The organism is Streptomyces sp. NPDC032198, from assembly GCF_040636975.1.
GTDB lineage: Bacteria > Actinomycetota > Actinomycetes > Streptomycetales > Streptomycetaceae > Streptomyces.
Window position 1 is genome coordinate 358,635 of the sequence record NZ_JBEZVL010000001.1, and the last position, 15,196, is coordinate 373,830.

The following is a 15,196-nucleotide window of genomic DNA, read 5'->3' on the forward strand; positions in this document are numbered from 1 at the left end:
CGCCCCGTATCGGTCATCCGTGGTCGTGTTCCGTCACTCGTTCGCGCGCCTGTCCTGTCACTCGCCGGAGCGGTCGCCCACCGGTGCGTGCTCCACGGCCGTGTGGACGTCGATCTCGCGCCAGAAGCCCGCCCGGATCGCGTACCGGTCGTGTTCGTCGATCTGGTCGTCCTTGTGGGCGAGCAGGCCGAAGCGGGCCGCGTACCGCAGGAGCTCGCCGTCGACGCGGTGCGGGATGCGCGGGTACATCGTCGAGAGCTTCTGCAGGTTGTGCTGTTCCGGCAGGCGGGCCATCCAGCGGCGCGCGAACACCTGCCCGACCTCGAAGGGGTCACCGCCGACGGTGGTGATGTCCTCCTCGCGGTCCGCCCAGCGCTGCTCGGCCGTCGTGAGCTGGGCGAGCGTGGGCAGGGCGGCGGCCTCCGGGCTCTCCGCGGCGCCACCGGGGCGCTCGACCCAGCCCTTGTCGGAGGACCAGCGCAGCGTGGCGTTCGTGGGGTGCTGGGCGGCCTGGGTGGTGCCGGGGCCGCGCAGGGCGGCCAGGTCCTTGGGGGTGGGCACGCCCTTGCCCGGGGGCATGTGGTGGGCGCCGCCGCTGTCGCCGTTGGTCCCGGCCTCGGCGTGCTGTACGTGCTGCCCGTGCTGGACCCCCGCGGCCTCGTCGGCGGCCCGCTGGGCGCTGGCCGCGAGGGCGGACTCCGGCAGGGGCGCGGAGAGGATCGCGGCGATCTCGGGGCGCGGGATCGGAGAGGGCGCGCAGACGCCGGTGAGCTCCTTGGGGCGTACGGCCTTGGTGATCCAGGCGCGGTCCAGGACGCGGCGCTCGTCGGCCTCGGCCACGAGGTCCTCGGACTGGTTGTAGTCCCCGTCGGCGGCCTGGACGGCCCACAGGTGGACGGCGACGCCGTGCTCCTTGGCGGCCATCATGCCGGGCAGCAGGTCCCCGTCGCCGGTGATGAGCACGATGTCCGAGCAGGCGCGGTTACGGGCCAGCTCCGTCAGCTCGGCGTGCATGGCGGCGTCGACGCCCTTCTGGGCCCACCGGCCGTCGCTCCGGGTCAGCGCGCCGAGCCGGACCGTCACGCGCGGCATGACGCGCAGCCTGCGGTGCTCGGGCTGCGGTACGCGGTCGGGGGCTCCGTCGAACCAGTAGATCCGGAGCAGGGGGCGCTCGGTGTCGGATTCCGCGCGCTCACGGATGCCCTGGATCAGGGCGGTGTGATCGACGGTGATCCGGGACCGCGAGGGCTCGCCCGCGAGGAGACTCGCGGCGGCACCCAGCAGATACCCGGCGTCCACCAGGACGATGCAGCGGTCCACGCGATCCACCCTCTTTCCCTGGAGATTCCCTGGAAGTAATGGTTCGGGTTTCCTTCGAGTCTGCCCGACCCGGCGGAGGTTAACGGCCGGAACTCGATCTTCGGCGTGGCGTATCCCGTCTTCACTCTCCGACAGGGCTTATTACGCACGGTAATTCTCTGAAATGCGCAGCTTGTCGCCATATGTGAATCTGGTCGCATCCTGGCCCCCAGATCCCCTTCAGGAGGAAGATCACCATGGCCAAGAACAAGAACCGCAAGCAGGGCGACGACCACAACCGCGCATCGGCCGCGGAGCAGGCCCAGGAGCAGGCCAAGTCGTCCGCGGAGCAGGCCGAGCAGCGGGTGCAGTCCGCCGTTCAGTCGCAGGGCAGCCCGGCCGAGGTCGCGCGCAAGCATCAGCGTCGATTCGGCCACAACTGACGCCCACACAGGCGTATATGCGTGAAGGGGCGCACCCGGACTTCCGGGTGCGCCCCTTCACTGGGTTATGGCGGTGTTTCTACCCGGCCAGACAGGACGGGCCGAGCAGCACCTTCAGGTCACCGAAAAGGGCGGGATCCGGTTGTACGCGGTGGCGGTCGAGCCGCAGCACCGTCGTCTTCTGGGCCCCCTGGAGCTTGATCCGCACCTCGCTGTTGCCGCGGTGGTGGCTGAGGATCTCTCCGAGGCGGCTGACCATCGGCGGGGTCACCTTCACCGTCGGGATGGTGATCAGGACGGGCGCGTTGGTGCCCGCGTTCGACAGGTCGGGGACCTGGAGCTCCATCGCGACCAGACGCGGCACGTCCTCGCGCTTGTCGAGGCGGCCCTTGACGAACACCACGGCGTCCTCGACGAGTTGGGTCGAGACGAGCTGATACGTCGCCGGGAAGAACATGCACTCGATGGAGCCCGCGAGGTCCTCGACGGTCGCGATCGCCCAGGCGTTGCCCTGCTTGGTCATCTTGCGCTGGAGGCCGGAGATGATGCCGCCGATGGTGACGATCGAGCCGTCCGAGTAGTCACCGCCGGTGAGTTGCCCGATGCCCGCGTCGGCCTTGTCGGACAGGACGTGCTCCAGGCCGAACAGCGGGTGGTCGGAGACGTACAGGCCGAGCATCTCCCGCTCCTGGGCGAGCAGATACGTCTTCTCCCACTCGTCGGTGGAGAACTCCACGTCGAGGCCGAAGCCCGGCTCGCCGCCGGTCTCCTCGCCGCCTCCGAAGAGGTCGAACTGCCCTTCCGCTTCCTTGCGCTTGACCTGCACCACGTTGTCGATCATGGGCTCGTACTGGGCGGTCAGGCCCTTGCGGGTGTGCCCCATGGTGTCGAAGGCGCCCGCCTTGATGAGCGACTCCGTGGTCCGCTTGTTGCAGGCGGCGGCCTCGACCTTGTCGAGGTAGTCGGGGAAGGAGGCGAACTTCCCCTTGGCCTTGCGCGAGCGGACGATCGACTCGACGACGTTCGTGCCGACGTTACGGACCGCCTCCAGGCCAAAGAGGATCACGTCGTCGCCCTGGGCGGCGAAGTTGTGCACGGACTCGTTCACGTTGGGCGGCAGTACCTTGATGCCCATGCGCCGGCACTCGTTCAGGTAGATGGCCGACTTGTCCTTGTCGTCCTTCACCGAGGTGAGCAGCGCGGCCATGTACTCGGCGGGGTAGTTCGCCTTGAGGTAGGCGGTCCAGTACGTGACGAGGCCGTACGCGGAGGAGTGCGCCTTGTTGAACGCGTATCCGGCGAAGGGGACCAGGACGTCCCACAGGGCCTGGATCGCGGCGTCCGAGTAGCCGTTCTTCTTCGCTCCCTCCTGGAAGAGGACGAAGTTCTTCGCCAGCTCGTCGGGCTTCTTCTTGCCCATCACGCGGCGCAGGATGTCGGCTTCGCCCAGCGAGTAGCCGGCGATGATCTGCGCGGCCTTCTGCACCTGCTCCTGGTACACGATGAGGCCGTAGGTCAGGCCGAGCGTCTCCTTCAGGGGCTCTTCGAGCTCCGGGTGGATCGGCGTGATCTCCTGGCGGCCGTTCTTGCGCTCCGCGTAGTTGATGTGCGAGTTCATGCCCATCGGGCCCGGCCGGTAGAGGGCCGAGACGGCGGAAATGTCCTCGAAGTTGTCGGGCTGCATCTGGCGGAGCAGGGAGCGCATCGGACCGCCGTCGAACTGGAAGACGCCGAGCGTGTCACCGCGGCAGAGCAGTTCGAAGGTCTTCTTGTCGTCCAGCGGGAGGGAGAGCATCTCCAGGTCGATGCCCTTGTCGTTCCGCACCATCTTGACGGCGTCGTCCATGATGGTGAGGTTTCGAAGGCCCAGGAAGTCCATCTTGAGCAGGCCGAGCGACTCGCACTGGGGGTAGTCCCACTGCGTGATCGTCACGCCGTCCGTGTGCCGGGTCCAGAGCGGGGCGTGGTCCACGATCGGCTCGCTGGACATGATGACGCCGGCCGCGTGCACGCCCATCTGCCGGACCAGGCCCTCGACGCCCTTGGCGGTGTCGATGACCTTCTTGACGTCCGGTTCGTTCTCGTACATCCCCCGGATCTCGCCCGCCTCGCTGTAGCGCGGGTGCTTGGGGTCCGTGATGCCGGAGAGGTCGATGCCCTTGCCGAGGACGTCGGCGGGCATCGCCTTGGTGAGGCGGTCGCCCATCGCGTACGGATATCCGAGCACGCGCGCGGAGTCCTTGATGGCGTTCTTCGCCTTGATCTTTCCGTACGTGCCGATCATGGCGACCTTGTCGGCGCCGTACTTCTCGGTCACGTACCGGATCACTTCGACGCGCCTGCGCTCGTCGAAGTCGATGTCGACATCGGGCATGGAGACGCGCTCGGGGTTGAGGAACCGCTCGAAGATCAGACCGTGCGTGATGGGGTCGAGGTCGGTGATGCCCATGGCGTACGCGACGATCGAGCCGGCCGCGGAGCCACGGCCCGGGCCCACCGCGATGCCGTTGTTCTTGGCCCACATGATGAAGTCGGCGACCACGAGGAAGTACCCCGGGAACCCCATCTGGATGATGATGTCCATCTCGTACTCGGCCTGCTTCTGCCGGTCTTCGGGGACACCGCCCGGGTAGCGGCGGGCCATGCCGACCCGGACCTCCTCCTGGAACCAGGTGACTTCGGTGAAGCCGTCCGGGATCTCAAACTTGGGCATGAGGTCGCGCTTCTCGAACATCCCGGTGGTGTCGATCTGCTCGGCGACCAGGAGCGTGTTGGCGCAGCCTTCCTGCCAGGCGTCCGAGGAGTCGATGGCGTACATCTCGTCCGTGGACTTCAGGTAGTAGCCGGTGCCGTCGAAGCGGAAACGGTCGGGGTCCGAGAGGTTCTTGCCGGTCTGGATGCAGAGCAGGGCGTCGTGCGCGACGGACTCGTGCGCGTACGTGTAGTGCGAGTCGTTCGTGACCAGCGGCGGGATGCCCAGCTTCTTGCCGACCCGGAGCAGGTCGTCACGGACCCGGCGCTCGATGTCGATGCCGTGGTCCATCAGCTCCAGGAAGTACCGGTCCTTGCCGAAGATGTCCTGGTACTCGGCGGCCGCCTTCACCGCCTCGTCGAACTGCCCGAGCCGCAGCCGGGTCTGCAGCTCCCCGGACGGGCACCCGGTGGAGGCGATCAGGCCCTCCGACCACTGGGAGATCGTCTCCTTGTCCATGCGCGGCCACTTCTGCAGCCAGCCCTCGGCATACGCGTCCGAGGACAGCCGGAAGAGGTTGTGCAGGCCCGTGCTGTTCGACGCCCAGATCGTCTTGTGCGTGTAACCACCCGAACCGGACACGTCGTCACGCTTCTGATGCGGCTGGCCCCACTTGATCTTCCGCTTGTTGCGGCGGGACTCCGGCGCCACATACGCCTCGATCCCGATGATCGGCGTCACACCCGCCTTCTGCGCCGAGTGGAAGAAGTCGTACGCCCCGTGGAGGTTGCCGTGGTCGGACATGGCGACATGCGTCATGCCCATCTCATTACACGCGTCGAACATGTCCTTGAGCCGCGCGGCACCGTCCAGCAGCGAGTACTGGGTGTGGACGTGGAGGTGCGTAAAGGGCGGCTTGGTCACGGCGGGAGGCCTCCGGGGAACAGTCGGCAACAGTCTGGGGGGACAGCGTGGAAGTCTAATCCGCGACACTGACAACCGACGGGCACTCGGGGGTACCGTCGTGCGTTGGACAGGTCGGAACGCCTGTCCCAAATGTCATGCACCACCTGGCACCACCCGTTACCTGGAGGCACCCCGCGATGTCGGACCCGCAGCCCACCGCTGAGCAGCGCGGCGAGCAGATCCTCTCCGTCTTCGACACCGCGTTCGGTGAGCTGCTCGCAGCGGACCCCGCCGCGTTCCGGGTGAAGTTCCGGAAGATGGCCGCCTCCGCCTTCGCGTTCTACCGCGGCACGGCCTGCCTCTTCTACGGGGACCTGGAGCGCGAGCAGCACGGCGGTCCGTACCTGGACGAGCGCACGGGCCGGGTGTGGATCCACGGCGACCTGCACGCGGAGAACTTCGGCACGTACATGGACGCCCAGGGTCGTCTGATCTTCAACGTGAACGACTTCGACGAGGCGTACGTCGGCCCCTTCACCTGGGACCTGAAGCGCTTCGCTGCCTCCGTGGCCCTGATCGGGTACACGAAGGCGCTCAGCGACGAGCAGATCACCGACCTGGTGCGGGTCTACGCCGCGGCGTACCGCGAGCGGATCCACGACCTGGCGACCGGCGCCAAGAGCGACGAGGTGCCGCCCTTCACTCTGGACACCGCCCAGGGCCCGCTCCTGGACGCGCTGCGCGACGCGCGCTCGCTGACCCGCTTCGGCCTGCTTGACTCCATGACGGAGATCCGCGACTTCGAGCGCCGCTTCGCCTCCGGCGGCGGCTCCATCGAGCTCGACGCGGCCACCCGGTACAAGGTGCTCGCGGCCTTCGACGGCTATCTGGAGACCCTCCCCGAGTCCTCGCTGACCCGCCCCGACTCGTACCGCGTGAAGGACGTCGTCGGACGCCGCGGCATCGGCATCGGCTCGGCGGGACTGCCCTCGTACAACATCCTTCTGGAGGGCAACAGCGACGCGCTGGAGAACGACGTCGTGATCTACCTCAAGCAGGCGCAGACCCCGGCCGTCTCGCGGCACATCACCGACGGCGCGGTCCGTGACTACTTCCAGCACGAGGGCCACCGCACGGTCATCTCGCAGCGCGCGCTCCAGGCGCACGCCGACCCGTGGCTGGGCTGGACCGAGCTGGACGGCTCCGGGCAGCTGGTCGCCGAGGTCTCTCCGTACGCCGTGGACCTGGACTGGTCTGACATCGACGACCTGGACGAGATCGCCGCGGTCATCGCCGACCTGGGCCGTGCCACCGCCACGATGCACTCCGCCGCGGACGACGAGAGCGGTCACTCGGACCTGGTGCCGTTCTCCACGGAGCGTGCGATCGATGCCGCCATCGCGGCGGACGAGGAGGGCTTCGGGGACCTCCTCGTGGACTTCGCGCACGAGTACGGCGCGCGCGCCCGCAAGGACCACCAGATCTTCGTCGACCTGTTCCGCAACGGCCGGATTCCGGGGCTGCGGGCCGCCGGGTAACTCATAGGCACCCTTTAGGGCTGCCTTATGGGCGCGCATGGCACACTCGCTTGCGCGATGGACATCACCGGGACCCAGCTCAGAACCGTGCGCGCGGCGCTCTTCACGGCGCTCGTCGTGACGCTCTCCGCCGCGTCGCACGTGTTGCTGTCCCGCGCCCCGCTGCCGCTGACCACCGTCGGCATGATCGCCGCCGCGGTCTTCGTCATCGCGTACGCACTGGCGGGGCGCGAGCGCGGCTACGGCCGCATCGCCGCCCTGCTGATCCCGCTGGAACTGGCCGCCGACACGGTGTTCACCACGGGACAGCACGTCTGTTACGGCCAGGCGGGCGGGCCCGTCGCGGGCCCGCTGCGCTCCGTCGGCTTCGACGTGCTGTGCGGCGGCGCGAGCGTCGGCACCCCGCTGGCCCGGATGACGGGCGGCGAGGCGCACGGCGCCACGGCGCTGCTCGCCGACGCCGATCCGGGGGCCGCCTGGCTGCTGCTCGGCGCGCACATCACGGTCGGCCTGCTCGCGGCGGCCTGGCTGCGGCGCGGCGAACGCGCCCTGGCCCAGGTCCTGCGCGCGATGGCCGCCGCCACGTTCCGGCCGCTGCTCATCGCCGTCGCCGCGGTGAGCACCCGCCCGAGGCCCCTGCGCCGCCTGCCGCGCCCCGCGCGCCGGGTAGGGACCGCGCGTTCGCGGCTTCTCGTGCATTTCGTGGGACGGCGTGGACCGCCGTGCTCGGCCGTCTTCGCCTGAGCACCACCGTCCCCACGCATGTCACCCCTACGGAGAACACCATCATGAGCAAGCGCAACAGCCAGGCGGCCAAGTCGGCGGCCCGCGAGCGGATCCGCGCCCAGCAGGAAGCCGAGCGCAAGCGGGAGAAGCGGAAGCGGTCGATCATCGTCGGCGTCTCCGTCGTCGCGGTCCTGGCGATCGCGGGCGGCGTCGGCTATGCCGTCATGCAGTCCAACAAGCCCGGCCACTGGGAAGCCGCCAAGGACGAGAAGCTCGTCAAGCCGGCGAACTCCACGGGCGCCGACGGCACGACCGTCGTCCTCGGCAAGGACAGCGCCAAGAAGACCCTCAAGGTCTACGAGGACCCGCGCTGCCCGGTCTGTGCCAGCTTCGAGCAGACGGTCGGCCCGACGGTCGAGAAGGACCTGAAGGACGGCAAGTACAAGATCCAGTTCGTCGGCGCGACGTTCCTGGACCGCAACCTCACCGGCGAGGGCTCCAAGAACGCGCTCAGCGCGCTGGGTGCCGCCCTGAACGTGAGCGACCAGGCCTTCCTCGACTACAAGAAGGCGATGTTCTCCAAGGAGAACCACCCCTCCGAGACCGAGGACAAGTTCAAGGACGACGCGTACCTGACCAAGATCGCGAACGAGGTTCCTGAGCTCAAGAAGAGCAAGACCTTCGCGAAGGACGTCAAGGGCGGCACGTACGACCGCTGGGCCCTGGAGATGGCCAAGAAGTTCGACGACAACAAGGACGGCGTCGACGGCACGCCCTCCTTCGTCATGGACGGCAAGAAGCTGACCGGCCCCGACAAGAAGAACGCGCCCTCGACGGTCGAGGACTACAAGAAGGCCATCGACGCGGCGCTCAAGGGCTGAACAGACGGAAAAGCCGCTCTCTGAACGGCGTATGACGAAAGAGCGGGCGAACGTTTCACGGTTCGCCCGCTCTTGGCGATTACTGATCAGTAAGGTGATCGCCCGTGACCAGTCGAATCAGCGCTCAGAGATCGCTCAACTCCGCGGCCCCGCGCCGCCGTACGGTCGTCAAGGCCGCCGCCGCCACCGCGGCCCTCGCCCCGCTCGCCGCGGCTCCCCTCGCCCACGCCGCCGAAGGACCCGCGTTCCACCACGGCGTCGCCTCGGGCGACCCGCTCCCCGACGGCGTCCTGCTGTGGACCCGCGTGACGCCGGTACCGGAGGCCACGCCGGGCTCCGGCAAGGGGCCGGACACCACCGTGAGCTGGGAGATAGCCAAGGACAAGGGCTTCACCCAGGTCGTCGGCCACGGCAGCACGACCGCGCGGGCCACGGCCGACCACACGGTCAAGGCCGACGTAAGGGGCTTGAGCCCTGCCACCACCTATTACTTCCGCTTCTCCGCGGGCGGCTCCGGGAGCGACGGCACCCCGGTGCACTCCCCCGTGGGCCGCACCCGCACCACCCCGGCGCATGAAGCGGCCGCTCCCGGCGTCCGGTTCGGCGTGGTGTCCTGCGCCAACTGGGAGGCCGGCTACTTCTCCGCGTACCGCCACCTCGCGGCCCGCACCGAGCTCGACGCGGTGCTCCACATCGGCGACTACATCTACGAGTACAAGAGCGGCGAATACCCGGCCGCCGAGTACGGCGTGCGTCAGCACGAACCGCGGCACGAGATCGTCAGCCTCGCCGACTACCGCACCCGGCACGGCATCCACAAGACCGACCCGGACGCGCAGGCGATGCACGCCACGCACCCCCTGATCGCGATCTGGGACGACCACGAGTTCGCCGACAACACCTGGTCGGGCGGCGCCGTGAACCACTCCCCGGAGACCGAGGGCGGCTGGGCGCAGCGCATGGCGGCAGCCAAGCAGGCGTACTTCGAGTGGATGCCCGTGCGCCCTTCTACCGAAGGCACCGTCTACCGCCGTATCCGCTTCGGCAAGCTGGCCGATCTGCACCTGCTCGACCTGCGCTCCTTCCGCTCCGAGCAGGCGGGATTCGGCAGCGGTGACGTGGACGACCCGGACCGTACGATCACGGGCCGCGCCCAGCTCGACTGGCTGAAGGCGGGCCTCGCCTCGTCCGACGCCTCCTGGAAGCTGGTCGGCACCTCGGTGATGATCTCCCCGGTCGCCTTCGGTTCCGTGCCGGCCCATCTCCTCGAACCCATCGCGGAGCTGCTCGGGCTGCCCAAGGAAGGCCTGGCCATCAACGCCGACCAGTGGGACGGCTACACCGACGACCGCAAGGAGCTCATCTCCCACCTGGTCGACAAGGCCATCCGCAACACGGTCTTCCTCACCGGGGACATCCACATGGCGTGGGCGAACGACGTACCCGTCAGGGCCGCCACGTACCCCGGATCGCCCTCGGCGGCCACGGAGTTCGTGGTCACGTCCGTGACCTCCGACAACGTGGACGACATGCTGCACGTCGCCCCGCACACCCTCTCGCTGGTCGCGGTGGGCGCGGTGAAGGCCGCCAACCGCCACGTGAAGTGGCTGGACATGGACTCGCACGGCTACGGCGTCCTCGACGTCACCGCCGAGCGCTCGCAGATGGACTACTACGTCCTGTCCGACCGCAAGGACCCGAAGGCGACCTCCACGTGGGCCCGTTCGTACCGCACCCTCAGCGGCACCCAGCGGGTCGAGCGGGCGTCCTCGCCGGTGCGCTGACAGGTCACCTGCACTGATGCCGGTGCCGCCCTCTACTCTGACGGCATGAGTGACCCGGGGGACGTGGTGGACGGCCGTTTCGAGCTCGTCGAGCGGCTCGGCAGTGGAGGCATGGGCACGGTGTGGCGGGCGCGCGACACCGTGCTGCACCGAGAGGTGGCCGTCAAGGAGGTGCGTCCCGCGGGGCACGAGCTGACGGACGAGCAGTCGCGTGTCCTGCGGGAGCGGGTGCTGCGCGAGGCCAGGGCGCTGGCCCGGCTCAACCACCCGCATGTGGTGACGATCCATCACATCGTGGACATGGGCCCGCACCCCTGGCTGGTGATGGAGCTGCTGCCGGGGCGCACGCTCCAGGATCTCCTGGAGCAGGGCACGTTGCCGCCGCACGAGGCGGCGCGCATCGGCCGCCAGCTCCTCTCGGCGCTGCGCGTCGCCCACGCGGCGGGCATCCTGCACCGGGACGTGAAGCCCGCGAACATCCTGCTGCGGGAGGCAGCCCCCGGCACGGACCTCTCCGTGGTCCTCACCGACTTCGGCATCGCCTCGCTCCTGGGCTCCACGCAGCTCACCGCCACCGGCGACCTGATCGGCTCGCCGGAGTACATCGCGCCCGAGCGCATCCGCGGCACGGACCAGGGCCCGGCGGCCGACCTCTGGTCGCTCGGCGTGGTCCTCTACGTCGCCGTGGAGGGCGTCAGCCCGCTGCGCCGCGCCACGACGCTCGCCACGCTCGCCGCCGTGCTCGACGACGCGGTGCCGCCTCCGGTGCGCTCGGGGGCGCTCACTCCGGTCCTGACCGCCCTCCTGGTGCGGGACCCGGCGCTGCGCCCCGACGCCGAGCGCCTCGACGCGATGCTCGCCGCGGTGGCGAACGGCATCGCCCGCCAGCCCACGGAGATCTCCGACCGGCCGGGGGTCCCGGACAGGCCGGGGATTTCAGACCGGCCGGTGGTCGCCGTGGGGCCGCCGCCCGCCGCCCCCCGTGGACGAATGCCCGTCATCGTCGCGGCGGTTGCCGTGGCGCTCGCCCTGGTGGCCGGTGCCGCACTGGTGGTCGCCCTGCGCGGCGGGTCCGGGAACGACGGGGATGAGGGCAAGGGCGGCGGAACGGCCTCCGCGGGAGCTTCGTCCAAGGCCTCTCCGGGGCCCACGAAGACGTCCGAGGGCCCGGACGGGAGCAAGAGCCCGACCTCGCCGCGTGCGTCCTCCCCCGGCGCCCCGCCCGCCTCGGGAGGCTGGATCGCCCAGCTCTTCTCCGAGCCCGTCGGCTCCGGCACGGCAGCCCGCGACCGCCGGCTCGCGGCCGTACGCGAGGACGTGCCGGAGGCGCAGTACCTGCGCAGCGACGACTACGCCTCACTGCGGCCCGGCTACTGGGTGATCTACTCCCCCGGCCCCTTCGCGGACGGCCGGGCCGCCCTGCGGTTCTGCGAGGAACGCGGCAGGACCACCGACAAGGAGTGCGCCGGGCGGTACCTCAGCTCCAGCGGCTCCGACCTCGGCCTGCTGTGCAAGCCGCCCGCGAGCGCCCCGGTGGGACGCTGCACGCGCACCTGAGCTGAGCCATTGCGCTCTCGCGGCCGGAGGACCGCTAGAGGGTCTCCGGGGAGCCGGTTGCTAGAGGGTCTCCAGGAAACCGATCGCCGTCCGCCACGTCGCCTCCGCCGCCTCGGCGTCGTAGTCGTCGAGGTCGGGGTCGGTGTAGATGTGGCCCGCGCCCGCGTAGCGGTAGACCTCGACGTCGGCTCCGGCGCGGCCCATCTGGAGGTACCACGCGCTCAGCCAGTCGTCCGTCTCGAACGGATCCGGTTCGGCGACGTGCAGCTGCACCGGCAGCTCGTCCACCGTCGTGTTCTCCGCGATGTCGGACGTCCCGTGCAGGAGCAGAAGGCCGCGTGCCTTGTCGTCGCCGAGGGCGAGGGTCTGCGCGGTGGCGGCGCCGAACGAGAACCCGGCGTAGACGAGACCCCGCTCGGAGTAGGGCGCGGCGGCCAGGATCGCCCGCTTCAGGAGCTCGTCCTTGCCGAGCTCGTCCTTGAAGGCCATGCCTTCCTCGACGGAACCGAAGGTGCGCCCTTCGAACAGGTCGGGCGTCCACACCTCGTACCCCTCGGCGCGCAACCGGTCGGCCGCCGCGTGCACTGCGGGCACAAGGCCGTACGTCGAGTGGAAAAGCATGATGTTCATGGGGCCATCGTGCCACTTACCCTCGGGGGCATGGAGAACGTACTGCGTCCGTTGATCGTGGTCGGCGGCTCGGTCGTGCTCACGCTGGCCGTGGGATGGCTGGCCGATGTGCTGCTGCGCCGGGCCGACGACCGTCACCCCGACAACCCACTGTGGGGCCTGCTCCGCCGCTGCAGGCTGCCGCTCCAACTCGTGATGTGCGCCACCTTGTTGCGCGGCTTCTTCGAACAGGCCAAGATCGCCGAGGACCATTCGGCGGGCATCGGCCAGACACTGACCCTGGTGCTCATCGGGTCGGTCGCCTGGCTCCTCGTCCGCATCGCGACCGCGATCGTGGAGTCCACCTACGCCCGTTATGCCAACGCCCACCGCGATCCCGCCCGGATCCGCAGGGTGCGTACGCAGGTCACGCTCATCCAGCGGGTGGTCACCGCGGTCGTCGGCGTGGTGGCCGTCGGCGCGATGCTGCTGACCTTCCCCGCCATGCAGGCGGCCGGGACGTCCCTGCTCGCGTCGGCGGGCGTCCTGGGCATCGTCGCGGGCGTCGCCGCCCAGTCCACGCTGTCGAACATCTTCGCGGGGCTGCAGATCGCCTTCGGCGACATGGTGCGGATCGGCGACACGGTCGTCGTGGACGGCGAGTGGGGCACGGTCGACGAGATCACGCTGACCTTCCTGGCCGTGCGCACCTGGGACGAGCGCCGGATCACGATGCCGGTGTCCTACTTCGTGTCGAAGCCCTTCGAGAACTGGTCGCGCGGCGGCTCCCAGATGACCGGCACCGTCTTCTTCCAGCTGGACCACACCGCGCCCGTCACCGAGATGCGCGAGAAGCTCCAGGACATCCTGCGCGAGTGCGCCGCCTGGGACGGCAGGGACTGGGGTCTCGCGGTCACGGACACGACGCCGAACACGATCCAGGTCCGCGCCCTGGTCACCGCCAAGGACGCGGACGACATCTGGACGGTGCGGGTCACGGTGCGCGAGCACCTGGTCCGCTGGCTGAGCGAGCACCACGCGTACGCGCTGCCGCGGGTCAACACGGCCTGGGCCGAACTGCCGCCGGCGGACCATCCGCATCCGCCGCCGCCGATCGTGCCCCGCACGGGCCGAGGCTGAGCCTCAGGAGCCTCAAGCCCTCGGGAGCCCTCAGGAGCGCAGGCTGCGCACGTCGAGCTGGTGCAGGACCCGGTCGACGATCTCCGGATCGGCGCCGGGTTCGCTGCGTGCGGCGAGGATCTCGTGGCGGGCGGCCGACATCATGTCGCGCTGGATGCGCTGGACCGCCTTGAGACGGTCGGCACGCTTCGTGTACCGCTCGCGCCGCTCGTCGTCGACGATGTCGGGGCTGATCCTGGCCCCGATGTCGAAGGCCCCCCGCAGCAGCCGCTCCGAGAGGTCCTCCGGCAGCTCCTCGACCTCCTCGATCTCCTTGAGGCGGCGCTTGGCCGCCTTGGCCGCCCGGATGGCGAGATCGCGCTCGGCGACCCGCTCGGCGTCGGTGTCCGCCCGCACCCCGAGCTTCTTCACCAGCCAGGGCAGGGTGAGCCCCTGGACGACGAGCGTGGCCATGATGACGCAGAAGGCGATGAAGATGATCTCGTCCCGGGCCGGGAAGGGGTCCCCGCTGTCCGTCTTCAGCGGAATGGCGAGGGCGAGGGCCACCGAGGCCACGCCGCGCATCCCCGACCACCACATGACGACGGTCTCACGCCAGGTCGTCGGGATCTCCTCGTCGACGTCCCGCAGCTTGTGCAGGCGCTTGGCGAGCCAGGTCGCCGGCAGCAGCCACATCAGGCGTACGCCGACGACGACAGCGACGACGGCCGCGCCCCAGCCGAGCATCTGCATCTCACGGCCGCTCGCCGTGCCGAAGACGTTGTGCAGTTCCAGCCCGATGAGCCCGAAGGCGACGCCCGTGACCAGAGTGTCGACGATCTGCCAGAACGTCTGCCCGGTGATCCGGCCCAGCACGTCGTCCGCGTCGGCCGCGTGCTCCGCGAGGTAGAGCGCGGTGGTCAGTACGGCGAGCACGCCCGAGCCGAGGAGTTCCTCCGCCAGCACATAGCTCACGAAGGGCACGAGCAGCGTCAGGCCGGTCTGCAGGGTGGCTTCGCCGAGCAGCCCCATGAGCTTGTTGGTGAGCCAGCCGAGGGCGAACCCCACGGCGACGGCGACCACCGCGGAGAGCACGAGCTGCCGCACCGCCGAAGGCCAGGAGAACGTTCCGCTGACCGCCGCCGCGATCGCCACGTGGTAGAGCACGATCGCCGTGACGTCGTTGAAGAGTCCCTCGCCCTCCAGGATCGACACGAGCCGCCGCGGCAGCCCGAGCGACCCCGCCACGGCGGTCGCGGCGACCGGGTCGGGCGGTGCCACGAGCGCCCCGAGCGCCACGGCGGCGGCGATCGGAAGACCGGGGACGACTGAGCCCGCGATCGCGGCGACCGCGGCGGTCGTCACGAAGACGAGGGCCACGGCGAGCAGGAAGATGGGGCGCCTGTTGGCCGCGAACTGCCGCCAGGAGGTGCGCTGGACGGCCGCGTACAGCAAGGGCGGCAGCACCAGCGGAAGGATGAAGTCCGGCGGGACCTCGACGTTGGGGACCCAGCTCACGAAGGCGAGGACGATCCCGGCCAGCGTCATCAGGACGGGCGCGGGCAGCCCGAGCCGCTCCCCCAGCGGCACCGTCACCACGGCACCGAGCAGCAGAATGAGCAGCAACGCCAGTTGGTCCACG

Annotated in this window: 11 protein-coding genes; 7 read left to right on the top strand and 4 right to left on the bottom strand. The window is 69.7% G+C overall.

From position 1 onward, the window contains the following. Nucleotides 1-57: 57 nt before the first annotated feature. Entirely contained in the window at nt 58-1,320 is a 1,263-nt protein-coding gene (locus tag AB0E78_RS01715) for an NYN domain-containing protein (RefSeq protein WP_361826825.1), read from the bottom strand. Nucleotides 1,321-1,556: 236 nt separating this feature from the next. Between AB0E78_RS01715 and AB0E78_RS01720 the strand changes: the two genes are divergently transcribed. Continuing rightward, entirely contained in the window at nt 1,557-1,742 is a 186-nt protein-coding gene (locus tag AB0E78_RS01720; RefSeq protein WP_361826828.1) for a hypothetical protein, read from the top strand. A gap of 79 nt (nt 1,743-1,821) precedes the next feature. Here the strand turns inward: AB0E78_RS01720 and dnaE are convergent, their stop codons facing one another. Further along, nucleotides 1,822-5,358 (bottom strand): DNA polymerase III subunit alpha, encoded by a 3,537-nt coding sequence (gene dnaE, locus AB0E78_RS01725; RefSeq protein WP_361826830.1) that lies wholly within the window; start codon nt 5,356-5,358, stop codon nt 1,822-1,824. 179 nt (nt 5,359-5,537) lie between these two features. On the opposite strand from dnaE, the gene AB0E78_RS01730 reads away from it, so the two are divergent. The 5 genes from AB0E78_RS01730 to AB0E78_RS01750 all read left to right on the top strand — a co-directional run bounded on the left by AB0E78_RS01730 (nt 5,538) and on the right by AB0E78_RS01750 (nt 11,826). Next, a complete protein-coding gene (locus AB0E78_RS01730) occupies nt 5,538-6,878 on the top strand; it encodes a DUF2252 domain-containing protein (protein WP_361826833.1) in 1,341 nt (446 codons plus the stop codon). A gap of 57 nt (nt 6,879-6,935) precedes the next feature. After that, nucleotides 6,936-7,622, top strand: a complete 687-nt coding sequence (locus tag AB0E78_RS01735; protein WP_361826835.1) for a hypothetical protein — start codon at nt 6,936-6,938, stop codon at nt 7,620-7,622. Nucleotides 7,623-7,666: 44 nt separating this feature from the next. Further along, the gene (locus AB0E78_RS01740) at nt 7,667-8,485 is read left to right on the top strand and encodes a thioredoxin domain-containing protein (protein ID WP_361826837.1); all 819 of its coding nucleotides are present in this window, start codon (nt 7,667-7,669) and stop codon (nt 8,483-8,485) included. Nucleotides 8,486-8,589: 104 nt separating this feature from the next. Beyond that, complete coding sequence (locus AB0E78_RS01745; RefSeq protein WP_361826839.1) at nt 8,590-10,269, top strand: alkaline phosphatase D family protein; 1,680 nt, start codon at nt 8,590-8,592, stop codon at nt 10,267-10,269. 45 nt (nt 10,270-10,314) lie between these two features. After that, on the top strand, nt 10,315-11,826 hold the full coding sequence (locus tag AB0E78_RS01750; protein WP_361826842.1) for a serine/threonine-protein kinase: 1,512 nt from the start codon (nt 10,315-10,317) through the stop codon (nt 11,824-11,826). A gap of 60 nt (nt 11,827-11,886) precedes the next feature. On the opposite strand, the gene AB0E78_RS01755 is transcribed toward AB0E78_RS01750, so the two are convergent. Next, nucleotides 11,887-12,456 (bottom strand): dienelactone hydrolase family protein, encoded by a 570-nt coding sequence (locus AB0E78_RS01755; RefSeq protein ID WP_361826845.1) that lies wholly within the window; start codon nt 12,454-12,456, stop codon nt 11,887-11,889. A gap of 30 nt (nt 12,457-12,486) precedes the next feature. On the opposite strand from AB0E78_RS01755, the gene AB0E78_RS01760 reads away from it, so the two are divergent. Further along, complete coding sequence (locus AB0E78_RS01760; protein ID WP_361826847.1) at nt 12,487-13,575, top strand: mechanosensitive ion channel domain-containing protein; 1,089 nt, start codon at nt 12,487-12,489, stop codon at nt 13,573-13,575. A gap of 30 nt (nt 13,576-13,605) precedes the next feature. On the opposite strand, the gene AB0E78_RS01765 is transcribed toward AB0E78_RS01760, so the two are convergent. Next, complete coding sequence (locus AB0E78_RS01765; RefSeq protein WP_361826849.1) at nt 13,606-15,195, bottom strand: Na+/H+ antiporter; 1,590 nt, start codon at nt 15,193-15,195, stop codon at nt 13,606-13,608. Between the last annotated feature and the right edge of the window lies 1 nt (nt 15,196).